This window comes from Vibrio sp. MMG023, assembly GCF_021654215.1.
In the GTDB taxonomy this organism is placed as follows: Bacteria; Pseudomonadota; Gammaproteobacteria; order Enterobacterales; family Vibrionaceae; genus Vibrio; species Vibrio jasicida.
Map to the genome: position 1 here is coordinate 1 of NZ_JAKFZP010000015.1, position 22,756 is coordinate 22,756.

General features: G+C 44.8%; 24 protein-coding genes. 4 read left to right on the top strand and 20 right to left on the bottom strand.

From position 1 onward, the window contains the following. Positions 1–507: 507 nt before the first annotated feature. The 7 genes from L1076_RS25475 to dusA all read right to left on the bottom strand — a co-directional run bounded on the left by L1076_RS25475 (position 508) and on the right by dusA (position 7,515). Positions 508–1,287 carry a phosphoadenylyl-sulfate reductase gene (locus L1076_RS25475; protein ID WP_237304710.1) on the bottom strand — a complete coding sequence of 260 codons (780 nt, stop codon included), beginning with the start codon at positions 1,285–1,287 and terminating at the stop codon, positions 508–510. After that, complete coding sequence (gene cysI / locus L1076_RS25480) at positions 1,280–3,016, bottom strand: assimilatory sulfite reductase (NADPH) hemoprotein subunit (protein WP_237304711.1); 1,737 nt, start codon at positions 3,014–3,016, stop codon at positions 1,280–1,282. The genes L1076_RS25475 and cysI overlap by 8 nt, the downstream gene beginning before the upstream one ends. Beyond that, on the bottom strand, positions 3,016–4,887 hold the full coding sequence (locus L1076_RS25485) for an assimilatory sulfite reductase (NADPH) flavoprotein subunit (protein ID WP_237304712.1): 1,872 nt from the start codon (positions 4,885–4,887) through the stop codon (positions 3,016–3,018). The genes cysI and L1076_RS25485 overlap by 1 nt, the downstream gene beginning before the upstream one ends. Before the next feature lie 116 nt (positions 4,888–5,003). Then, positions 5,004–5,234, bottom strand: coding sequence for a hypothetical protein (locus tag L1076_RS25490; protein ID WP_038865472.1), 231 nt, complete (start codon positions 5,232–5,234; stop codon positions 5,004–5,006). A 151-nt stretch (positions 5,235–5,385) separates the two neighbouring features. After that, positions 5,386–6,054 carry a TIGR04219 family outer membrane beta-barrel protein gene (locus L1076_RS25495; protein ID WP_038865474.1) on the bottom strand — a complete coding sequence of 223 codons (669 nt, stop codon included), beginning with the start codon at positions 6,052–6,054 and terminating at the stop codon, positions 5,386–5,388. Positions 6,055–6,154: 100 nt separating this feature from the next. Beyond that, positions 6,155–6,370 (bottom strand): envelope stress response protein PspG, encoded by a 216-nt coding sequence (gene pspG, locus L1076_RS25500; protein ID WP_038881667.1) that lies wholly within the window; start codon positions 6,368–6,370, stop codon positions 6,155–6,157. A gap of 164 nt (positions 6,371–6,534) precedes the next feature. Continuing rightward, the gene (dusA, locus tag L1076_RS25505; RefSeq protein ID WP_045405863.1) at positions 6,535–7,515 is read right to left on the bottom strand and encodes a tRNA dihydrouridine(20/20a) synthase DusA; all 981 of its coding nucleotides are present in this window, start codon (positions 7,513–7,515) and stop codon (positions 6,535–6,537) included. 284 nt (positions 7,516–7,799) lie between these two features. Here dusA and zur point away from each other — a divergent pair, with 284 nt between their 5' ends. Both zur and L1076_RS25515 read left to right on the top strand, forming a co-directional pair. Continuing rightward, positions 7,800–8,264, top strand: a complete 465-nt coding sequence (gene zur / locus L1076_RS25510) for a zinc uptake transcriptional repressor Zur (protein ID WP_038865518.1) — start codon at positions 7,800–7,802, stop codon at positions 8,262–8,264. A gap of 9 nt (positions 8,265–8,273) precedes the next feature. Continuing rightward, the gene (locus tag L1076_RS25515) at positions 8,274–8,735 is read left to right on the top strand and encodes a chemotaxis protein CheX (RefSeq protein WP_005381269.1); all 462 of its coding nucleotides are present in this window, start codon (positions 8,274–8,276) and stop codon (positions 8,733–8,735) included. Between the two features lie 103 nt (positions 8,736–8,838). Here L1076_RS25515 and pgi read toward each other — a convergent pair whose 3' ends face one another. Next, positions 8,839–10,491, bottom strand: coding sequence for a glucose-6-phosphate isomerase (pgi, locus tag L1076_RS25520; protein WP_045405859.1), 1,653 nt, complete (start codon positions 10,489–10,491; stop codon positions 8,839–8,841). 306 nt (positions 10,492–10,797) lie between these two features. Between pgi and L1076_RS25525 the strand changes: the two genes are divergently transcribed. Next, a complete protein-coding gene (locus tag L1076_RS25525) occupies positions 10,798–11,217 on the top strand; it encodes a secondary thiamine-phosphate synthase enzyme YjbQ (protein WP_045405858.1) in 420 nt (139 codons plus the stop codon). 51 nt (positions 11,218–11,268) lie between these two features. Here L1076_RS25525 and L1076_RS25530 read toward each other — a convergent pair whose 3' ends face one another. Genes L1076_RS25530 through L1076_RS25540 form a run of 3 tightly spaced genes read right to left on the bottom strand, consistent with a single transcriptional unit; the run spans position 11,269 to position 14,959 of the window. Further along, complete coding sequence (locus L1076_RS25530; protein ID WP_038881662.1) at positions 11,269–12,465, bottom strand: hypothetical protein; 1,197 nt, start codon at positions 12,463–12,465, stop codon at positions 11,269–11,271. A 3-nt stretch (positions 12,466–12,468) separates the two neighbouring features. After that, positions 12,469–13,554 (bottom strand): alanine racemase, encoded by a 1,086-nt coding sequence (gene alr / locus L1076_RS25535; protein ID WP_038865520.1) that lies wholly within the window; start codon positions 13,552–13,554, stop codon positions 12,469–12,471. A 4-nt stretch (positions 13,555–13,558) separates the two neighbouring features. Further along, the gene (locus tag L1076_RS25540) at positions 13,559–14,959 is read right to left on the bottom strand and encodes a replicative DNA helicase (RefSeq protein ID WP_038865480.1); all 1,401 of its coding nucleotides are present in this window, start codon (positions 14,957–14,959) and stop codon (positions 13,559–13,561) included. 322 nt (positions 14,960–15,281) lie between these two features. Here L1076_RS25540 and L1076_RS25545 point away from each other — a divergent pair, with 322 nt between their 5' ends. Continuing rightward, the gene (locus tag L1076_RS25545; protein WP_038865481.1) at positions 15,282–16,046 is read left to right on the top strand and encodes a DUF481 domain-containing protein; all 765 of its coding nucleotides are present in this window, start codon (positions 15,282–15,284) and stop codon (positions 16,044–16,046) included. A gap of 82 nt (positions 16,047–16,128) precedes the next feature. Here L1076_RS25545 and rplI read toward each other — a convergent pair whose 3' ends face one another. The 9 genes from rplI to aroK all read right to left on the bottom strand — a co-directional run bounded on the left by rplI (position 16,129) and on the right by aroK (position 22,672). Next, positions 16,129–16,581 (bottom strand): 50S ribosomal protein L9, encoded by a 453-nt coding sequence (gene rplI, locus L1076_RS25550; RefSeq protein ID WP_038865482.1) that lies wholly within the window; start codon positions 16,579–16,581, stop codon positions 16,129–16,131. A 33-nt stretch (positions 16,582–16,614) separates the two neighbouring features. Continuing rightward, positions 16,615–16,842 (bottom strand): 30S ribosomal protein S18, encoded by a 228-nt coding sequence (gene rpsR, locus L1076_RS25555; RefSeq protein WP_000090472.1) that lies wholly within the window; start codon positions 16,840–16,842, stop codon positions 16,615–16,617. 16 nt (positions 16,843–16,858) lie between these two features. Further along, entirely contained in the window at positions 16,859–17,161 is a 303-nt protein-coding gene (priB, locus tag L1076_RS25560; RefSeq protein ID WP_005438449.1) for a primosomal replication protein N, read from the bottom strand. A gap of 8 nt (positions 17,162–17,169) precedes the next feature. Beyond that, complete coding sequence (gene rpsF / locus L1076_RS25565; RefSeq protein ID WP_010443890.1) at positions 17,170–17,559, bottom strand: 30S ribosomal protein S6; 390 nt, start codon at positions 17,557–17,559, stop codon at positions 17,170–17,172. A gap of 229 nt (positions 17,560–17,788) precedes the next feature. Continuing rightward, positions 17,789–18,460, bottom strand: a complete 672-nt coding sequence (rpe, locus tag L1076_RS25570) for a ribulose-phosphate 3-epimerase (protein WP_038865484.1) — start codon at positions 18,458–18,460, stop codon at positions 17,789–17,791. A gap of 100 nt (positions 18,461–18,560) precedes the next feature. After that, positions 18,561–19,400 (bottom strand): Dam family site-specific DNA-(adenine-N6)-methyltransferase, encoded by an 840-nt coding sequence (locus L1076_RS25575; RefSeq protein WP_038865486.1) that lies wholly within the window; start codon positions 19,398–19,400, stop codon positions 18,561–18,563. A gap of 69 nt (positions 19,401–19,469) precedes the next feature. Further along, on the bottom strand, positions 19,470–20,969 hold the full coding sequence (locus L1076_RS25580) for an AAA family ATPase (protein WP_237304713.1): 1,500 nt from the start codon (positions 20,967–20,969) through the stop codon (positions 19,470–19,472). A gap of 52 nt (positions 20,970–21,021) precedes the next feature. Further along, the gene (gene aroB, locus L1076_RS25585) at positions 21,022–22,122 is read right to left on the bottom strand and encodes a 3-dehydroquinate synthase (protein ID WP_038881655.1); all 1,101 of its coding nucleotides are present in this window, start codon (positions 22,120–22,122) and stop codon (positions 21,022–21,024) included. A gap of 31 nt (positions 22,123–22,153) precedes the next feature. Continuing rightward, a complete protein-coding gene (gene aroK, locus L1076_RS25590) occupies positions 22,154–22,672 on the bottom strand; it encodes a shikimate kinase AroK (protein WP_038865492.1) in 519 nt (172 codons plus the stop codon). Positions 22,673–22,756: the final 84 nt, after the last annotated feature.

Here is a 22,756-nt window from a genome sequence, read left to right on the forward strand (position 1 = left end):
TTGCGACTTGATTGGTCACTCAGTTCATTGAAACCTAATTTGATACCGAGGTATCTAATTGGATTATCATCAACGAGTGCCCACACAGATTGATAGGTCTATATTTTTAAAGAGCGATTCTTCTTTGTGACTCACATCACTTCGGAAGAGGCGGCCATTCTAGCGAGATAATTTTTTGTGTCAAACACTTTTTCAAATTATTTCGTTTTTCTTTCTGACCTTATCGACGTTGCTTGAACCCTTGTGAGCGCTTGCCCTGTCGATGAGGTGGCATTATAGAGATCGCGCTCACGTTGGCAAGTGTTATTTTGCAAAAATTGCAAAAATAATGGTTAAACGTCGACTTTTCATTCAAAGGCTTATTTATCCAACTTTACCCCAAAGAGTTAAACAACTTATCCACAGAGTTATCCTTTTTTGCCCATTTTTACTTACTGTAAATAAAGAAAGCTGCTTTACAGCAGCTTTCTTTATTTAGCCGATACGTGTGTTTCGGCGTCTAAATGACTAGATGCCAGAACCATCTTGTTCTGCGCCCTCATCTTCATGAAGACCACACTCTCGTTTTAAACCGAAGAAGCGGGTTTCTTCTTCTGACATTCCTGGTTCCCACTTCCTTGTTGTATGAGTATCACCTACCGAAAGATATCCTTGGTCCCATAGAGGGTGATAACTTAAACCATGTTCTTCTAGGTAGTAATGCACATCTTTATTCGCCCAGTCGATCACTGGTAAGAATTTAAATACACCATTTTGAATCGACAAGATTGGTAGACCTGCACGAGATTGGCTTTGCTCTCGACGCAATCCTGAAAACCAAGTACCGACATTTTGCTCACGCAGAGCCCGTCGCATTGGTTCTACTTTGTTTATCTTGTTGTACTTTTCAATTCCCTCTATACCTTGTTCCCAAAGTTTTCCGTAACGTGCTTCTTGCCAATGGGCGCTTTCTTTTGCTCGGTATACTTTAAGGTTGAGGCTCAGTTGCGCTTTCAACTGGTCAATAAATTGATAAGTCTCCGCAAATAGATATCCGGTGTCCGTTAGGATGATTGGAATGTCCGGCTTTTGTTGTGTCACAAGATGGAGCATCACTGCTGCTTGGATACCGAAACTGGATGAGACTGCGAACTCCCCTTCCAAATTCTCCAATGCCCACTTTACTCTCTCTTGTGCCGAAAGCTGTTCGAGCTCGACATTGATTTGAGCAAGACGGAGGATTTGCTCCGTCTTAGTTAATGTCAGTAACTCTGCTAGCTCCGGGTTGGACGCTACAGAATCAAGCATGGAAATCCCTCTTTGATATAAACACTTCTTGGATAATGCCAGCTCGAATCGTGAAATCGCCAAATGCTTCGCCTTCTTCACGTTCGGCAGCCCAACGAGCCACCAGCTGATCAATCTCTTCTAAGATTTGCTTATCCGTAATGTTCTCTTTATACATCTTCGGTACTCGAGTACCGCCGCGGTTACCACCTAGGTGTAAGTTGTATCGACCCGGAGCTTTACCAACTAAGCCGATTTCTGCCAACATTGCTCGGCCACAGCCATTTGGACACCCTGTTACACGAAGAATGATATTGTCTTCTTCCGATAGACCATGCTTTTCTAGAATATCTTCAACATCAGTAACAAACTGAGGAAGATATCGTTCAGCCTCAGCCATCGCGAGCGGACAAGTAGGGAATGCGACACACGCCATCGAGTTCTTACGCTGCTCACTCACACCATCATTCATTAAGCCATGTTCACGAGCAATCTTCTCGATCTTCGATTTTTGGCTTTTTGGTACACCAGCAACAATCAAATTTTGGTTTGCCGTCATGCGGAAATCGCCTTTGTGGATTTTGGCAATTTCAGCAACACCTGTCTTAAGTGGTTTACCCGGGAAATCCAACAGACGACCGTTTTCGATGAAGAGTGCTAGGTGATGCTTACCATCGATCCCTTCAACCCAACCAATACGGTCACCACGTTCTGTTAATTCATAAGGGCGACTTTGCTCAAACTTAACACCAGCACGCTTTTCTACTTCTGCTTTAAAGACATCACTTCCGACACGATCTAATGTGTACTTCGTTTTTGCATTCTTACGGTTCGAACGGTTACCCCAATCACGTTGCGTCGTTACTACAGCAGCCGCAACATCAAGCGTTTTCTCTAATGGGATAAAACCAAAGTCATCCGCTCTGCGTGGATAAGTTGATGTATCGCCATGCGTCATCGCGAGACCACCACCAACGAGCACGTTAAAACCAACCAGCTTGCCGTTATCTGCAATCGCTACGAAGTTAAGATCGTTAGCGTGTACGTCTACGTCATTTTGCGGTGGGATAACCACTGTGGTTTTAAACTTACGTGGTAGATAGTTCTTACCTAGAACCGGTTCGTCTTCTTCCGTGCTTTCTACTTTTTCACCGTCTAACCAAATCTCTGCGTAAGCGCGTGTCTTCGGTAATAGATGTTCACTGATCTTCTTCGCCCACTCGTAAGCCTCTTGGTGTAGCTCCGACTCCACTGGATTAGTGGTACACAACACGTTACGGTTAACATCACCCGCGGTGGCAATCGAATCAATACCAATGCTGTTGAGCGTTTGGTGCATCAACTTGATATTTGGTTTTAGCACGCCGTGGAACTGAAACGTTTGACGAGTCGTAAGACGAATACTTCCATATAAAGAGTGCTCAGTTGCAAACTTGTCGATCGCTAGCCATTGCTTTGGCGTAATGATGCCGCCCGGCATACGTGCACGAAGCATGACATTGTGCAACGGCTCCAACTTTTGCTTAGCACGCTCATTACGGATATCGCGATCATCTTGCTGGTACATTCCGTGGAAACGAATCAACTGGAAGTTATCTGCAGTAAAACCACCGGTAATGCGGTCTTGCAGATCTTGTTCAATCGTTCCACGCAGTAAGTTACTTTCTCTTTTAAGGCGCTCGTTATCCGAGAGTGGACCAAGTACCTCACCTAATACTTCTTGGCTGTTTGATTGTTGATTCGCGCTCATTAGTACACATCCCTTTGGTAACGTTTCGCTTTACGTAGATCGTTGATAAATGCTTCTGCTTCTTCACGAGATAGCTTGCCTTGTTGCTCAGCTACAAATACCAGCGCATCGTGAACATCTTTTGCCATACGAGTGGCATCACCACATACATAGATGTAGGCACCATCTTGAATCCATTGCCACACTTGTTCAGCGTTTTCTAGGATGCGATGTTGAACATAAACCTTCTCTGCTTGGTCACGACTAAACGCAACATCAAGGCGAGTCAGCAAACCTGACTTGAGGTACTTCTGCCATTCAACTTGGTAAAGGAAATCTTGAGTAAAGGTACGGTCACCAAAAAACAACCAGTTCTTGCCTTCCGCGTCACGGTTATCACGCTCCTGAATGAAGCTGCGGAAAGGCGCAATACCGGTACCAGGACCAACCATGATGATTGGTGTGTTGTCATCTTGTGGCAGTTTGAAGTTATTGTTGTGCTCAACAAACACTTTCACTTCACCACCATCTTCTAGACGTTGAGCGAGGAAACTCGATGCGCCGCCGTAGCGCTTCTCATCACCTTTATCGTATTCAACTAATCCGACGGTTAGGTGAACCTCTTCATCAACTTCGGTTTGGCTTGAAGCGATAGAATATAGACGAGGTGTCAATCGACGAAGTAAACCAACCAACTCTTCTGCACTTAGCTTGGTCTTCTTCTCCGCAAGCACATCTACGACTTGAGTGTTTGCTGCGTACTCACGAAGTTTGTCTTTATCTTCCACTAGCTTTTGTAGTTTCTTACTACCAGATAGCTCTGCAAATTTGGTGACAAACTGAGGGTTTGATGCGGTGATTTCATATTTGCTAACCAATGCACTATGAATAGAAAGGCTTTCACCATCCACTTCTACACTTTCTACACCGGATAGACCAGCCTTAGCTAAGATAGCATTGGCTAATTCTGAACTATTATCGAACCACACACCTAAAGCATCGCCGGCTTGATAAGTTAAACCTGAGTCCTCGAGGTCAATCTCTACGTGGCGAACATCTTTGCCCGAATCACGACCCGTGATTTTCTGGCTAGTCAGTAACGTTGCGGTATATGGATTTTGCTTGTTATAAGCAGAGTGGCCAGGAGCGGCTTGACCAACAGGAAGTTGAACCACTTCCGCTTCGTTACCAGAAGAAAGCGCTTCTTTTACTTGCTCAAGCGCTTGTTTACGCCACTCTGCGGCCGGCGCTTCGTAATCCACATCACAATCAATGCGATCGATGAAGGCAGTTGCACCTAGCTTAGATAAGTAAGTATCGAAGTCTTTACCCGTTTGGCAGAAAAATTCGTAGCTAGAATCGCCAAGAGCGATCACCGCATATTGCAGGTTTGGTAGCTTAGGCGCTTTCTTTGATTGAAGGAATTCATGCAGCTCAATGGCATTATCTGGCGCTTCACCCTCTCCATTAGTGGACGCAACGATGATTACATGCGTCTCTTTAGCAAGATTTTTGCCTTTGTAATCACTAGCATCAAATAGCTCTACAACAATGCCTTCTGCTTTGGCTTCTTGCTCTAGTGCTTCAGCAACACCTTTCGCATTGCCGGTTTGAGAAGCAAAAATGATGCTTAGCTTGCCTGCTGGTTTTGCAGCGACAGAAGCAGCAGCCTGTGCTATTGGGCCTGCAGCTGCTGAACTTGGTTGGTTTTGCGCTAAACCCCAAAAATAACCACTGACCCAAGCGAGTTGTTGTGGAGATAACTCAGAGACAGTTTGCTGGAGTGAACTAAATTGCTGGTCATTCAGAGGGCTTGCGATTGGTGGGTTTCCACCTTGCCCATTATTTTCTTCCGACACATTCTTGTAAGACTCATTCTTTTGAAAAGACATTGTCACGACATCCCTATTCATTGCGTGACGATAGATTAACCACTCTCCCTAATAACAAGAAAGAATAGATGTGAATGTTTTATAACTTTTTGGAAGTAAGAAAATCAAAGTTAGGGTCAACGATCTTCAATCCGAACTTGTTGAAAGCCGACTGCCATGGCCGATTTAGAGGCCGTATCGAGGTCATCATAGAGACATTCTTCCCCATGAGTATCGGTAAGACAGACAAAACCACCACGGGCATGTCTAAACTCAACAACCCAACCTCCTTCTTGTATTGAAGGTTCGATAATGGCTTCTACCAGCTGGTTATCACGAAATAGATGTCTCAATTCATTTATTGTCATCGCAATCCTTGCTCCAACTTTTATACATTGCTCCTAAATAAGCATGGTCGAAGTCTGAAAACTTGGGCGATTAATTCGATTGAATATAATGAAGTGATATAAAAAAACGCCGCTTATAAGGCGACGTTTTAAAGAAATAAGTTAATTATGTTTAGAAAGAGTATTGAGCACCAACAAAGAAGCCATCAGCAAAAATGAACTCTTTACCTAAGCTCGATAAGAACTCTTCTGACTCAAGGTCAATCACACGGTAGCCACCACGGAAGGTCAATTCAGATTCCTGGAAAGGGATACGGTACTGAACACCTGCCATTAGGTCGGTGCTCTTGATACCTTTGCTATCGCCGAAGTTCATTTCACCAATCACATCGAAGTTGGTATTAGGTACGGTGATTTCTGCGTAGCCATACCAAGCCCAGATAAGTTCATCAAACTCTTCCGTGCGGGCATTTGTACCCGCATCCACATACTTAGTGTCACTCAAATTACTAAAGGTCAGACCCGCATCGAAATGCAGTAAGTCATGTTCAAGAATTTGGTAGTAAAGAGTGAGATCTAATTTGTCGAAACCCATGTAATCTGCATCAACGTTAGAATAACGAAGGCGAGCATTTGGCACGTATTTTATGTCGTGCTCAACCGCAGCATAGAAAGAACCAGTTGTATTGCTATCTCTTCTTACTTCATTAACTTTAGTATCTGCCACCCAAACTTCTGCACCTACAGTGGTAGTAAAAGAAGAAGCTTCTTCATTTGCAAAACAAGGATAAGACGCTGCCAACGATAGTGTCGTTAAAGCGATGGTCGCTTTATATGTCATGTAATTTTTACTCCGAGATAGCTGATTTCAACATTAAGGGGCATGTGAGAAATATTATCATACTCTCACTGCCCTCTATCAACTAAATCTCTACAATCCGTTACTTATAGCGCGGCTGGGCAACGAAGTTTTTGAAAAACCAAATACCAAGTGCTATCACAATTAACCAGGGCAATAATTTCAATACCGCTCCAACCATACCAAGTAAGAACATCACGATTAACGCAATACCCGTCGCGGCAAATACAGTCACCATCGTAATACCAGTCACGAGCAAAGTTGCCGCAAATACTAAAATAAAGATCAGCTCCAACATAATCACTTCTCCTTTGTTTTAGTTTTACTAGAGCAGGTTCTGTACCAACTTATTAAAAACAAGAATAAAACCATGATCTATAAGTAAAAATAAAGCCAGAGACATTTCTGCACTCTGGCTTTTCTATTTGTGAGTTGGTAATTTTCACCAACCACTGGTGAAATTTACACGTTCAATTCTTTTGGAATCTTCGCCAGTGCATCTTGCAACACCTCTAAACCAGAACCTGGCTTGTGTGCATTCTCACTGATGTGGCGACGCCATTGACGAGCACCAGGCATACTTTGAAATAAGCCCAACATATGACGAGTGATATGGCCAATGTAAGCACCCTTTGCAAGTTGTGCTTCGATATACGGGTACATCTCTTCAACGATCTCACTGCGCTTCTTCACGGGTGCGGTTGAACCAAACAATTCTTGGTCAACAGATGCTAGCAAGTAGGGGCTTTGATAAGCTTCACGACCAATCATCACACCATCTAAATGTTGTAGATGCCCTTTCGCTTCTTCTAATGACTTTACGCCACCGTTCACAGCGATAGTCAGGTGAGAGAAATCTTTCTTCAACTGGTAAGCGCGTGGGTAATCCAACGGTGGAATCTCACGGTTTTCTTTCGGGCTTAAACCACTTAACCATGCTTTACGCGCATGAATAGTAAATTGTTCACAGCCACCTTTCTCCGACACAATCGATATGAAGTCAGTTAAAAACTCATAAGAATCTTGGTCGTCAATGCCAATACGCGTCTTTACCGTAACAGGAATATCAACCACATCTTTCATCGATGCGATACAGTCAGCGACCAACTGTGGCTCGGCCATTAAGCACGCGCCGAAACGGCCATTTTGAACACGATCAGATGGGCAACCCACGTTTAGGTTAATCTCATCGTAGCCACGCTCTTGGGCTAACTTAGCGCACGTTGCCAAATCAGCTGGGTTTGAACCGCCAAGTTGAAGGGCTAACGGGTGCTCTTCTTCGTTATAAGCTAGGAAATCTCCTTTTCCATGAATGATCGCACCTGTTGTTACCATTTCGGTGTACAGCAGGGTTTCTTTGGTCATTAAGCGATGGAAGTAGCGACAATGACGATCCGTCCAATCCAACATTGGTGCTACAGAGAGCCTGCAAGAATGAGTCATGATATAAACACCCGTTTTTACGTTGCCAAGGTAGAGCGCGGCGTTGCGCCCCAAAAATTAAGTCGGGTATTGTATACCCACCGTGCAATGGATGCGAGCGCTGTGAATCGCCGCCCCAACACCCTATTTCGGCATTGGTATCTCGTTCTGTGATATCCGTTGCTCACTCTACTCTTCATCGACTTGCTTTAGTTCATGATTTTCGGTCTGATAGTAGGTAAAATGCAGTATTTCTAAACGAACTTCGTATAGAAATGGTTTATCATAAAGCACGTCCGATAGTTATGGTGAAAGATTTGGACCCAACAATCCTTGAACAAATTGAACAAATCTGCGCTGAGCGCGGAGTAAGATTGACGCCGCAGCGCCGACGCGTTTTTGAGCTAATTTGTTCTAATCGCCGCGCCTCTAGTGCGTATGAGCTATTGGAGCAACTGAAAGAGAGTGAGCCTCAGGCTAAGCCACCGACTGTTTATCGAGCATTAGATTTTCTTCTAGAACAAGGCTTTATTCATCGAGTGGAATCAACGAACAGTTTTATTACTTGTTGTTCGTTCAATACTCAACAGCATTTTTTCCAACTGTTAATTTGCGATAAATGTGGCGATGTCGTTGAACTCGAAGACGAGACGCTGATATCCTTATTAGCCAATAACGCCGAGAAACATGGATTCAAGCTAACGAATCAAGTTATCGAAACCCATGGCGAATGCCAGGCGTGTTCCTCGGAGACGAAAGAAGAAAGATAGAAGAACGTTATGCGCGCTGAATTTGTAAACCCGTTTTTAGCTTCTTTAATGAATGTTCTAAAAACTATGGCTTCGCTAGAACTGAAGCCACAAAAACCGCGAATCAAGAAAGATGAGATCGCACGAGGTGACGTTTCTGGTCTTATTGGTATGGTTGGCCCACAAACTCGTGGTTCAATGTCGATTACCTTTGATGAAGCGTTAGCACTAGAAATCATGCAAAACATGCTTGGAGAACGTCCAAACGGACTGAACGAGGAAGTGACTGACATGGTTGGTGAGATCACTAACATGGTGACTGGTGGTGCGAAACGTATTCTAGCGGAAAGTGGGTTCGACTTTGATATGGCAACGCCAGTTGTGGTATCAGGTAGAGGCCATACCATTCGCCACAAGTGTGAAGGCTCAATCATCATCATGCCTTTCTCTTCACAGTGGGGAAATGCCTTCATCGAGATTTGCTTCGAATAATAGAGAATAAATAAGTTGGCAAATGCCAACCTATTTGTTTCTGTCTCAGACAATAAAAAAGGTCAGCACTTGCTGACCTTTTCTTTTTCTATCTATTCAAACATTAAGCTTTAAAAGCTTTGAATGCGTTGATTAGACCGTTTGTAGAGCTGTCGTGTGAACTGATTTCAGAACCGTCAGCTAGCTCAGGTAGGATTTGGTTTGCTAGTTGCTTACCTAGCTCAACACCCCATTGGTCGAAGCTGAAGATATTCCAGATAACGCCTTGAACGAAGATTTTGTGCTCGTACATTGCGATCAAGTTACCTAGCGTGCGAGGTGTGATTTGCTTAACTAGGATAGAGTTCGTTGGTCGGTTACCTTCAAATACTTTGAACGGTACTAGAGACGCCATTTCTTCTTCGCTCTTACCTGCTTTCGCAAATTCTGCCTTCACAGTTTCTGCTGACTTACCAAATGCCAATGCTTCTGTTTGTGCAAAGAAGTTAGACATCAGTTTTTGGTGGTGGTCGCTTGCTGGGTTGTGGCTGATTGCTGGTGCAATAAAGTCACATGGGATCAACTTAGTGCCTTGGTGAATCAGCTGGTAGAACGCGTGCTGACCGTTAGTACCTGGTTCACCCCAAATGATAGGACCAGTTTGGTAAGTCACTGCGTTACCTTCACGGTCAACGTACTTACCGTTAGATTCCATGTTACCTTGCTGGAAGTACGCCGCGAAACGGTGCATGTACTGATCGTAAGGTAGGATTGCTTCAGACTCAGCGCCATGGAAGTTGTTGTACCAAATACCGATCAAAGCAAGAATTACAGGGATGTTGCTTTCTAGATCTGTCGATACGAAGTGGTTATCCATCTCGTGAGCACCGTCTAAAAGCTCGATAAAGTTGTCGTAACCTACAGACAATGCAATTGAAAGACCGATTGCTGACCATAGTGAGTAACGACCACCAACCCAATCCCAGAACTCAAACATGTTATCTGTATCGATACCAAACTCAGACACTGCAGGAGCGTTAGTAGAAAGCGCTGCGAAGTGCTTGGCAACGTGTGCTTGATCGCCAGCAGTTTCTAGGAACCAATCACGAGCAGAGTGCGCGTTTGTCATGGTTTCTTGAGTCGTGAATGTCTTAGACGCGATCAAGAATAGTGTTGTCTCTGGATCGACTTTCTTCAGAGTTTCAACGATGTGAGTACCATCAACGTTAGAAACGAAGTGCAGGTTTAGGTGGTTTTTGTATGGTGCTAGTGCTTCAGTCACCATGTAAGGACCAAGGTCAGAACCACCGATACCGATGTTTACGATGTCTGTGATTGCTTTACCTGTGTAACCTTTCCACTCACCGCCAATTACGCGATCAGTGAATGATTTAATTTTCTCAAGAACTGCGTTTACCGCAGGCATCACGTCTTCGCCGCCAACCATTACTGGCTTGTTAGAACGGTTACGCAGTGCAGTGTGAAGAACAGCGCGATCTTCTGTTTTGTTGATCGCTTCACCACTGAACATCGCTTCAATTGCTGACTTAAGCTCAGTCTCGTTAGCAAGAGCGAAAAGGTGCTTCAGAGTGTCCTCGTTGATTAGGTTCTTTGAGTAATCGACTAGGATGTCTGAGCCGAAGCGTGCAGAGTATTTGTCGAAACGCGCCGCGTCTTGAGTAAATAGCTCTTTCAGATCCATATCTTGTGCAGATTCGAAATGCGCAGTTAGCGCTTTCCAAGCTTGTGTTTGCGTTGGGTTGATATTTTTCAACATGGTCTTTATCCCGATGTTACAGTAGGTTCCATTCCTTACAGTCTAGCGAAAACTGTGGAATCCCCGATTTAGCAAAAAGAATATAAATTAGATGTTTGGGCGAATTGCCACAAAACAAGGCTTTGTAATTTTTTTTCAGCCATCAATTATGACGGAGTGCCTTTACACTCACATTGAGTTAGGTCACGTTCCCTGTTTCGAATTTAAACAATTCATTTATGATGCTGAGAATCATATCATTTCGTAATGACAGGCTCTAATTGGATTAGGATAGACGCCAAATCAAATTTTTCCAAAGGAACGCATATGTGGGCACAAAAAACACTGCAATTAAAAGCGCGTAAACGCGGTTTCCATCTGGTCACTGATGAAATTGAACAACAATTACCACAAATCCAATCGCTTTCAGTAGGTTTGTTACATTTGTTTATTCAACATACGTCCGCTAGCCTGACCTTAAATGAAAACGCAGATCCAACAGTACGTATGGACATGGAAGCCCATTTTAATAAGTTTGTGCCTGAACGAGCGCCTTACTACCAGCACACTTATGAAGGCGATGATGATATGCCAGCCCATATTAAAGCGTCTTTACTTGGCAGTAGTGTGACGATTCCTATCCAAAACGGTCAGTTAGCTTTGGGAACATGGCAGGGTATTTACTTAGGTGAGCACCGAGATTACGGCGGAAGCCGTCGTGTCATCGCAACCATCAACGGTGAATAGTTCAGATAAAACAAAGGCTAACCAACTGGTTAGCCTTTGTTTTATCTCAATTTAGAAGGGCTGATTGATCATTACTCGGAAGGTGCCTTCATCAGCGCCTTTGGCCATTTCAGCACGAACAACAATACCCTCGACTTGGAAGCGCACTGCACCACCGATGTTCCACTTCATGTCTTCATGTAATGTTTTAAGATTGTATTCATCTGCAACTCTACCCACTTCGACAAAAGCTACCCACTGCCACCATGGTAAGTCGTAGTAGTTAATCAATGGAATATCATCGAGCGGTTGCCAATCTGGTAATACACGATACTCAGCAGAGTAGTGAATCGCGCTGCGTCCATGGTAGCGACCAGCTGTATAACCACGTAGACGATACAAACCGCCTAAACGAACTTGTTCTTGTTCTGGTGGACGACTACACACTGCACCATCACATTGATCCCACGTCGGCGTATCTGCAGTGAAAAAATCAAAGGCGAGCACTTGTTGATCGAACCAATCCCCTAACGGCCCCAATGAATAATATTGGCTGTTTTGAAATTCCCACTTTAACCACAGATCCTCTGATTGCAAACTGTCCGCGCCAGTGGTTAGGTCGAAAGAGGTATGAGAGCCACGCGTCGTGTTACGTACACTGTCTCGATTATCCCAATCAAAGGTCAGAGTAAAGCCCGTCGCTTCTTCCTTTTTATCATTGTAGATATCCAACTCTCGAGACGAGTAAAAAGGCGTGAAGATGATGGAGCTCACTCCCGAGTCAATTGGAGAAGCAAAGCTCACATCTCGAACCGGTTGGAATGCGCCAAGTAACCCATGTTCACGGACATTCCCCCAAGGCAGTAAGTACTTGAATTCAAGCTTATAGTTATCTTCGTCTCCATTGGTCACGGTTTTATCTTCCGTTGAAGAGTCATTCGAGCCTTGGTTGCCTAAATAGTACGGATTATCGTTAAAACGCGCTTGGTACATCTGCGTACTGAACAACAAGTTTGAAGATAGAGCGTAATTGAAGGCAGAAAGAAAACCGACATAGCTATCTTTCTCAGAATAAAGTCCCATTCCGAATAAAGCCGCTTGAGGCTGACCGACACCTTTCGCAACCCCGGCTAAACCGACGGTGCTACCCATGGTATCCGTACTGAAATAGAAAGGAACAAATGCTGAATCTTTCTCTTTCGCCAGCGTCTGTGGAGATAAAAAAAGGCTGGCAGAGAATGCCAGCACTGAAAATAATATTTTCTTCATGGGTTACTTCGAATATTCCATTTCGACACGAGAAGTCAGTTTAGTCACTAACTCATAAGCAATGGTGCCAATGTGGCTTGCCACCTCTTCTGCAGGGAGTTCTTTCCCCCACAGTATTGCTTCATCACTGACCTTATCTGTCGCATCAGGGCCGAGATCAACAGTCAACATATCCATTGAGACTCGACCGGCAATAGGCACTTTGCGACCATTGACCAAAACGGGTGTGCCATTCGGGGCAGTTCGTGGGTAACCATCGCCATAGCCAACCGCAATGACCCCTACTTTGGTATCACGCTCGCTGGTCCACATACCACCATAACCAACACTTTCGCCTTTCTTCACCTCACGAACTGCGATCAAGTGCGATTTTAGTGTCATGACCGGTTGATAGCCAAGTTCTTGCGCCGTTTTATCATTGAATGGTGAAACACCGTACATGATGATCCCCGGACGAACCCAATCCAATTGACTTTGTGGCCAAGCAAGTAAACCAGCTGAAGCTGCAAGAGAGCGCTCTCCCTGACAACCAGCAGTCAAAGACATAAAACGTTCAATCTGTTCAGGAGTGATGTTGCTGTCTAGCTCATCTGCACAACCGAAGTGACTCATGTAACGAAGTGGTTTCGCTACGTTTGAACACTCTTTTAAGCGTGAAACGAATTCGTCGTATTGCTCTGGACGAACCCCCAAGCGATGCATACCGCTGTCGATTTTAAGCCAAACGACCACAGGGGTTTCCAGCTCTGCTTGCTCCAAAGCAACAAGCTGTTCTTCACAGTGCACGACCGTTTGAATGTTGTTGGTCACTAAAATAGGTAAGTCACCTGGTGAGTAAAAACCTTCTAGCAGCAGAATGGGTTTTACCACACCACAAGCGCGTAATTGCAGCGCTTCTTCAATCCGTGCAACACCAAAGGCATCGGCGTGTGTCGCATGCTTCGCGACATGACGTAGACCATGGCCGTAACCATTGGCTTTGACCACCGCCATCACTTTGCTGTCTGGTGCTTGCTCTTTTACACGTTGCAGGTTGTATTGCAACGCAGACAAGTCAATGCATGCCATCGCGGCTTTCTTGTAACTCATTGCATTACTCATCATCAATATCAAATGCTGGACCCGCGTAATTATCAAAGCGCGAGTGTTGTCCTTGGAAGGTCAAGCGTACTGAACCGATAGGACCATTACGTTGTTTACCCAAGATAATTTCTGCGGTGCCTTTGTATGGGCTATCTGGGTGATAAACCTCATCACGGTAGATGAACATGATCAAGTCTGCATCCTGCTCGATAGAGCCTGATTCACGCAAGTCCGAGTTAACTGGGCGTTTATCAGAACGTTGCTCTAGGGAACGGTTAAGCTGCGATAGTGCGACAACTGGCACGTTCAGCTCTTTTGCTAATGCTTTAAGTGAACGTGAGATCTCTGCAATCTCAAGAGTACGGTTATCCGACATTGCAGGGACACGCATCAACTGAAGGTAGTCGACCATGATCATTGATAGACCACCATGTTCACGAGCGATACGACGTGCTCGCGAGCGAACTTCTGTTGGAGTTAGACCTGAGCTGTCATCAATGTACATGTTCTTCTTCTGCATCAGGATACCCATGGTAGAAGAAATACGCGCCCAATCTTCATCGTCTAGCTGACCAGTACGGATCTTGGTTTGGTCAACACGAGAAAGAGACGCAAGCATACGCATCATCAACTGTTCTGCTGGCATCTCTAGCGAGAAAATAAGCACCGGCTTTTCTTGCTGCATCGCCGCGTTTTCACACAAGTTCATCGCAAAGGTCGTTTTACCCATCGATGGACGCGCAGCAACAATCACCAAGTCAGAGCCTTGTAGGCCAGCCGTTTTCTTGTTGAGGTCAGTAAAACCAGTATCGACACCTGTAACACCATCTTGTGGTGTTTTGTACAGAATCTCGATACGTTCAAGTGTTTTTTCAAGAATGTTATCCACGTTTTGTGGGCCTTCATTCTCACTGGTACGAGCCTCTGCAATTGCAAAAACTTTACTCTCGGCTAGGTCAATTAAGTCTTCAGAGCTACGACCTTGAGGATCGTAACCTGCATCCGCAATCTCATTGGCTACACCAATTAAACCGCGCACAATCGCGCGTTCAGCAACGATATCGGCATAAGCATTAATATTCGCAGCACTTGGTGTGTTTTTGGCCAGATCGGCAAGGTAAGCAAAGCCACCCACATCTTCAAGCTGTTCATGACGCTCAAGATGTTCAGAAAGTGTGATTAAGTCGAGAGGCTTACCCGCTTCTAGTGTGGTTTTCACGCCTTCGAAAATAAGACGGTGTGGACGGCTATAGAAATCACTGCTGACAACACGCTCTGCAACGGTGTCCCAACGTTCATTGTCCAGTAAGAGACCACCAATCACTGATTGCTCGGCTTCCAGTGAGTGAGGTGGCACTTTGATTGCGTCTACCTGACTGTCTGAAGGTTTGCGATTTCTGTTTTCCGCCATGACTTTGCTCGATAACTACTAATGACCCAAGATTATAACCTTAAACCCAACCAAGATGCTTCCCCGATGCGACAATTACTTGTTAAGAATTCAACAAGTGAATGACTAACAATCTGCTTTTCATCGCGGTTAACTTTTGTGATTTAGTTAGAATCGATTTATCCGTAATGAAACAGATAGTTCACTAAGTTTAGTCGTTCGAGAGGGAGCCTACACCTTGGTTCTTACGTTTAGGTCTAATAAAATTTAACCTACCATTGACCCAATAAAATATCTGTATCAGTATCATGCCCCTCCTTTTTTAATTACGTTCGAGGTATTTGTGTCCCGATACTGGTTACTTGGCTTTAGCTTACTTTGCACGGGAGCATCGTTCGCTGAAGAATCAGTACAGCCAGAGCAAGAAATTGAAGTGCCCGATCCTCTACTTACTGAGGTCGAGTTCGGCTATCAAGCTCACACAGGTAACACGGACTCTCGTTCCCTGAATGCTCGTCTGAGTGCTGAATATACTTCTGGCCGACACCGTTCAAACGGTGAATGGAAGTATTACAACCTTTATAAAGATGGTGAAGAAGACAAGCGTTCTTCGACCTACACCGCGCAAAGTGACTACAAGTTAGGCTCAAAGACTTATTTGTACGGCAGTTTTAAAGGGGTTGATTCGCGCTACAGTGCTTACTTTAAAGACTACACACTTTCTGGCGGTCTGGGTTACCAGTTCGCCTATACAGAGAATTTCACGCTAGAGGCGGAGATCGGCCCTGGCTTTCGTTATCAAGAACCAAACCTTGATGAGATAGACGATGACGATATCGTCTTTCCTGATATCGTTCGAGAAGGCATTTTCCGTGGGAATATCAATACCACGTGGCATGCTTTGGATAACTTAAGTTTTTCTGCCGACATTACCTTAGTAAGTGGTAAAAGCAACACGCGTGTCGATAGTGATCTAAGCGTGACTAACGACATCACTGAAGATATCGCCTTAAAGTTGGCACACTCGCGTCAATACCACGATAAAGTGCCAGAGGGGCTCAGTAAAGCAGACAGTGTATTCTCTGTAAACTTACTGTTCGCCTTCTAATTCTCACTTTTTTCTCTGAAAATCAGACATAAAAAAAGCACCTCAAAAGAGGTGCTTTTTAATATTTCGTCTTGGTACTGAATTACTCAGCAGCAACAACTTGTACGTTCGCAGTAGCGAAAACTTCAGAGTGAAGTTGAACGCTGATCTCGAACTCACCAGTGTTACGTAGAGCACCTTCAGGAAGGCGAACTTCGCTCTTAGCAACTTCAACGCCTGCAGCTGTGATAGCGTCAGCGATGTCACGAGTACCGATAGAACCGAACAGTTTACCTTCGTCACCAGCTTTAGAAGCGATAACAACTGCTTCTAGAGCGTTAACTTTCTCAGCACGTGCTTCAGCAGCAGTTAGTTGCTCAGCAACTTTAGCTTCTAGTTCAGCGCGACGAGCTTCGAACATTTCAACGTTGCCTTTAGTTGCCATAACTGCTTTACCTTGAGGGATAAGGAAGTTACGAGCGTAGCCAGACTTAACGTTTACTGTATCGCCAAGACCACCTAGGTTACCGATTTTATCAAGTAGAATAACTTGCATTGTTTAATCCTCTTTCTTAATAAAACGAACCGATTACTGATGCTTGTCAGTGTACGGTAGTAGAGCTAGGTAGCGAGAACGCTTGATAGCGCGAGCTAGTTGACGCTGGTACTTAGCGCTTGTACCAGTGATACGGCTAGGTACGATTTTACCAGCTTCAGTGATGTAGTTTTTAAGAGTTGCTACGTCTTTGTAATCAATCTCTTGTACGCCTTCTGCAGTGAAACGGCAGAATTTACGACGACGGAAGAAACGAGCCATGGGCTATCTCCTGATCTTAAATTTGAGTAATGTTGTCGGCGTGTAACACTAATTTCCCAACGCCATTTCGGCCGGTCTGATAAGCGACAAAACCGCCTACCTTAATGTTACTGCCTTGTACTAAATTCTGAGTTAATGCTTGTGACCCAAGCCCACTAACTACTACCGGCATTCGACAATAAACTTGTCGAGGTAGATTAGCTTCGATAACAGTAGAGCGATGCTCTAGCCAAAATCGACAGTGTTCAATGCCACCAGGGCTTTTACTACGAATGGGCGGCTTGGCAATGGTGCCACTCAGCTCCATTCGATTGGTCATAAGAAATATTACTCAGCAGCTGCTTCTGGCTTAGCTTCAGCACGCTCTTCGCGACGAGGAGCACGCTCTGCACGCTCTTCTTTCTGCTTAAGCATGATAGATTGCTCAGTGATAGCCGCTTTAGTACGCATGATCATGTTACGTAGAACTGCATCGTTGAAACGGAAAGCAGTTTCTAGCTCATCGATTACAGCTTGGTCAGCTTCAACGTTCATTAGAACGTAGTGAGCTTTGTGAAGCTTGTTGATTGGGTAAGCCAGTTGACGACGGCCCCAGTCTTCTAGACGGTGGATTTTACCGCCAGCTTCAGTGATTGAACCAGTGTAACGCTCGATCATGCCAGCAACTTGCTCGCTTTGATCAGGGTGCACCATGAATACGATTTCGTAATGACGCATTGGTTGCTCCTTACGGATTATTAGCTTCCACGATTGGCTCGGTCGTCCAGAGGAAGCAAGGAACTAAAGAAAATTGACCGAGAATTAAGGAAGACGGATAGTACAGAAAGGAAGCAAAATAGGCAAGTGATTATTTGCGTCACTCATACGATATCTTCCTCGCTCTAGCCCTAGATACGACAAAGGCTGCCAGCAAAGTGACAGCCTTGGAAGCTTAAGACTTCAATGCTTATTTTGCTTTTGCTAGCTCTTCACGCATTTGGTCGATCACTTGCTTGTAGTCTGGCTGACCGAAAATTGCAGAACCTGCGACAAACATGTCCGCACCAGCTTCCGCAATTTCACGAATATTATCGACTTTCACACCACCATCAATTTCAAGGCGAATATCACGGCCAGACTCGTCAATCATCTTACGTACAGCGCGCAATTTATCCAGCGTATGAGGGATGAATGATTGGCCACCAAAGCCAGGGTTTACTGACATTAGAAGAATTAGGTCAACTTTATCCATGATGAATTCAAGGTGTGACAGCGGTGTAGCTGGGTTAAGTACTACACCAGCTTGACAGCCATGTTCTTTGATCAACTGCAATGTACGATCAACGTGCTCTGATGCTTCAACGTGGAAGGTAATCATCGATGCACCCGCTTTCGCGAAGTCCGGGATGATACGGTCTACGGGCTTCACCATTAGGTGAACATCGATTGGAGCCGTGATGCCATAGTCACGAAGTGCTTTACAGATTGGCGCACCAAAAGTCAGGTTTGGCACGTAGTGGTTATCCATTACATCGAAATGCACCACATCCGCACCCGCTGCGAGTACTTTTTCCACGTCTTCACCGAGACGAGCAAAATCAGCCGATAAAATGGATGGAGCAATAAGAAAATCTTTCATACCTGACCTCAGTAGTGGCGAGCAAACAACAAATAATGTTGCGCGCAATTCTACCGAAGCCAGTGGGGAGATCCACTACTTAGACGTAATAGTGTGAGAATTATGAGGCAGAAGTATCCGAGTTCGGCGCATTAAAAAGAGCCAGTAACTCATCGACTTTGTTTCGGCCGCTGCCATTACGGCTAATAGTACGCTTAACTTTAACAACGCTCAGATCAGCACCATGATACAAGCGGCGCGTGAGTGTCGTATCGTGGTTAGAAATCAAAACAGGAATGCCGCGTTCAGTCGCTGCCCTCTCTGCGATGTCCGCCAATGCGGCTTGGTCATCAAGCGTAAAGCCATTTCCAGCGTAAGAGGTAAAGTTTGCCGTGTTCGATAGTGGAGCATAAGGTGGATCGCAGTAAACCACACTGCCCTTACGTGCTCGACTGAATGTCTCAGGATAGCCTTCACAAACGAAAGTGGCTTTCTTCGCTTTTTCAGCAAAGAATTCCATTTCAGCTTCTGGAAAGTACGGCTTCTTGTATGAGCCAAAAGGCACGTTGAAGCCGCCTTTTTTGTTATAGCGACAAAGGCCATTAAAACCAAAACGGTTCATGTATAAGAAGGCCAGTGATCGATACATCACATCGTCTGTGTTGTTGAACTCAGCACGAATACTTAAATACGCTTCTTTACGATTGTTCTCAGCAACAAACCAGCGTTTCGCTTCTGAGATGTACTCTTCAGGACGCTCTTTCAGTAAGTTGTAGAGATTGATCAAATCAGGGTTGATGTCGGCCAATAGATATTGGTCATAATCAGTATTTAGAAATACTGAACCTGCACCAACAAAAGGTTCAACTAGCTTTCGAGCCGGTGGCAAATGACGTTGGATGTCTTCAACCAGACCGTATTTTCCTCCTGCCCACTTAAGAAAGGCTCGTTGCTTTTTCATCTACTGCTCTATCTATCGACCAAAAATTAAGGCTGCGGAATGTAACATATTTTTCAACGAAGCTCAGGATTATTTCACGCGATCAATTTCACGATGCACCTGACCTAAAGATTTTGCCCAAGGACTCAACGATTTCAGTGATTCTGGCAAACTTTCCACCGCATCGCGTGCAAGTTGGATAGTCGGATAATCTTTATAGGTCACAATGTACCATTCCGTCCCGCTGCGCACGGTTGGGTAGATTCTCACTTGTTGGCTAAGTTGGTGTTCATCCAAAAAAGCTTGCACATCTTCCATTGACGTCATTGCGGCTAGCTGCAAGGTATACGCTCTTGGCGAAATCGCTTTGAGCTCTTTTCGCGCAAAAGAGAATTTTACGATCGGCTTGCTGGAAGGGCTCGGTTCTGTTGGTGCAACCTGCTCTTTTTGAACCACATTAATCAATGACGAAGCAGCGCTAGTTTTCGCTTGAGGAACAGACTCTTCAACCACTTGTTTGATGTCATCTGTATTGGCTTCCTCTGGCTTTCCTTCCAACAGCGCATCCACGACGTCAGATTCAATCACAACGCGTTGCTGTTTATCTTCAGAGCCAACACTTGCCACTTCATCCGTTACCGCTGGAGGCAGTGAATCAGAATCGTCCGTTGCCTTAGTTAAATCCGCTTGCTCATTGGTATCATTTTGCGCGGTTGCAGAATCTGCACCACTGAGTTTTGATTCTGGGGTCGTTAAGGTTGGAATGGCCGTTTGTTCAATACTACCAGTGATCAGCTGAGCTTTATCGTCAGCACTTGGTTGATTGAACATCCACCAGTACCCACCCGCTGCTAACAGTAATAGAACCAGCACCACCAATGCGATATTTAGTGGTGAGCCAACAATTGAGCGGATAATGATCCTTTTTTCCACTTTCATTTCTCCTAACGCCATGATGTCGCCCGGTACAGGGTCGACTTTTTTAAATGCATCTCGAACGCGTTTTTCGGATTCATCATCAACGTACCGAATCACCAAGGATTCAAAGAAACGACGCGCTTCCACTTCTGAGAGCATTTCTACATCAAGCTCTACTGGTTTGTGCTCTTGTCCGTAACTAATACGTGACAATAATGATTCCAATCGACCAGCTTGAGTGAATAACAAGATGTTTATTTTCCACTTCGGATTCACTTGCGCTGCAAGTACTAACGTCCAAAGCTCCGAAACTAACGTTTCACTGAGAAGATGTGCATCATCGACAACAATAGCGATGTCGCATGCCTCGTTACCCAAGATTCTTTCAAGACTGTCAACCAAGGTATCTTGTTGGTTAAATAAAGCATCCGAAACGATCTGGCTCAAGATGAGCATTCGACGTTGAACATCATCTTGATTGGCATGACAAAGTAGCAAACATTGATTTTTGTTACTTGCACCAAGCTCAAGATATCGTTGCGCTAACCAAGATTTGCCATATCCCGCATGGCCATTAATCGCGATAAGATTAGAGCCAAAGTTGGTTAACAATCCTAATCGATCCAATAACTCGGTTTGAGAATCCAATTCCAGAACGTGAGCAAAACTCATCTAATAACCTTAATAAACAACAAGAATGACGCCCGAAGACGTCATTACAAGGTTAAATATCGCGACCGAAGTCGATAGCTTGTTTGATCACATCTTGAGGAGTATCGGCAATGACTTCTGCACTACCAATCCCCGTAGGTAAAACTAAACGAAGCTGACCTGAAAGCACTTTTTTATCACGCATCATGTGCGTCATAAAATCATCAAAAGTCATGCTTTCTGGAGTGTGGACTGGCAATTTGGCACGACGCAGAATCGCAATAATGCGATCAAGCTGTTCTTGAGTGATAAGCCCACGAAGATGTGACGTTTTCGCAGCCATCACGGTGCCAGAAGAAACGGCTTCACCATGTAACCAATTGCCGTAACCTAGCTCAGCTTCAATAGCATGACCATAAGTATGACCCAAGTTGAGCAACGCTCGGATACCCGATTCTTTTTCGTCTTGAGCAACGACTTCCGCTTTAATTTCACAACAACGTGCAATCGCGTAAGTCAGTGCTTCTTCTTCAAGGGCATAGAGGCGATCGAGATTCTCTTCTAACCAATCGAAAAACGCACCGTCATAAATGATGCCGTACTTGATCACTTCCGCAATACCAGCGGCGAACTCACGCTCTGGCAGTGTAGATAAGCAATTGGTGTCAATGATGACCGCTTTAGGTTGGTAGAAAGCGCCAATCATGTTTTTGCCCAGCGGATGGTTAACCGCAGTTTTACCACCAACTGAAGAATCAACTTGAGACAACAAGGTGGTCGGGATTTGAATAAAATCCACCCCACGTTGATAACAAGCGGAAGCAAAACCAACTAAATCACCGATCACGCCACCGCCCAGTGCAATAATCATAACGTCACGTGCATAGCTTCCCTCTAGCAGGAAGTTCATGACTTGATTAAATACTTCTAGGCTTTTGTATTGCTCACCATCGGGTAATTCAAGCAAAGAGGCATCACAACCAAGCTGCTTTAGTTGACTAAGAATTTGGTCCGCGTACAGAGGCGCGACCGTGACATTACTGATCACGACAACCTTCTGATTTGCGTTTTTATTTGAGAGAACTTGAGAAAGGTACGCCGGGTCCTCAAATAACCCGGCGCCAATAGAGATTGGGTAGCTACGCTCTGCTAGATTGACCGTAATCCGTTCCATCGGTGTGCTCCAATTTGAAAAAGATAAATGCTTATCTCTCTTCTAGCATTTTTACGATCTGGTTGGCTACCACTTTTGCACTCTGATCGTCAGTACGAACTGTGTAATCCGCTACTTCTTCGTATAGTGGGTTACGTTCGCCTGCCAAAGATTCCAATACTTCACGAGGGTTGTCCGTTTGAAGTAATGGACGCTTCTTGTCACGGTTTGTACGTGCAAGTTGCTTTTCGATAGTTGTTTCTAGGTAAACAACAACACCACGAGCAGAAAGGCGATTGCGGTTTTCTTTGCTCATTACAGAGCCGCCACCAGTCGCTAGCACGATGCCTTGCTCTTGAGTTAAGTCTTCAAGCACCGTTTCTTCACGCTTACGGAAGCCTTCTTCACCTTCTACATCAAAAACCCAAGAGATATCTGCACCGGTACGTTCTTCGATCACTGTATCAGAGTCCACGAACTCCATATGCAGCTGCTGTGCTAGATGTCTACCAATTGTACTTTTGCCGGCACCCATTGGGCCAACAAGAAAAATATTACGTTTCTCAGCCATATTTAGCGGTAATTTACAACGTTAATTCAATAAGATCGCCACAAGAAAACACAGCCAAAGTGCTGTTTCACAAGGCTTGTGGCA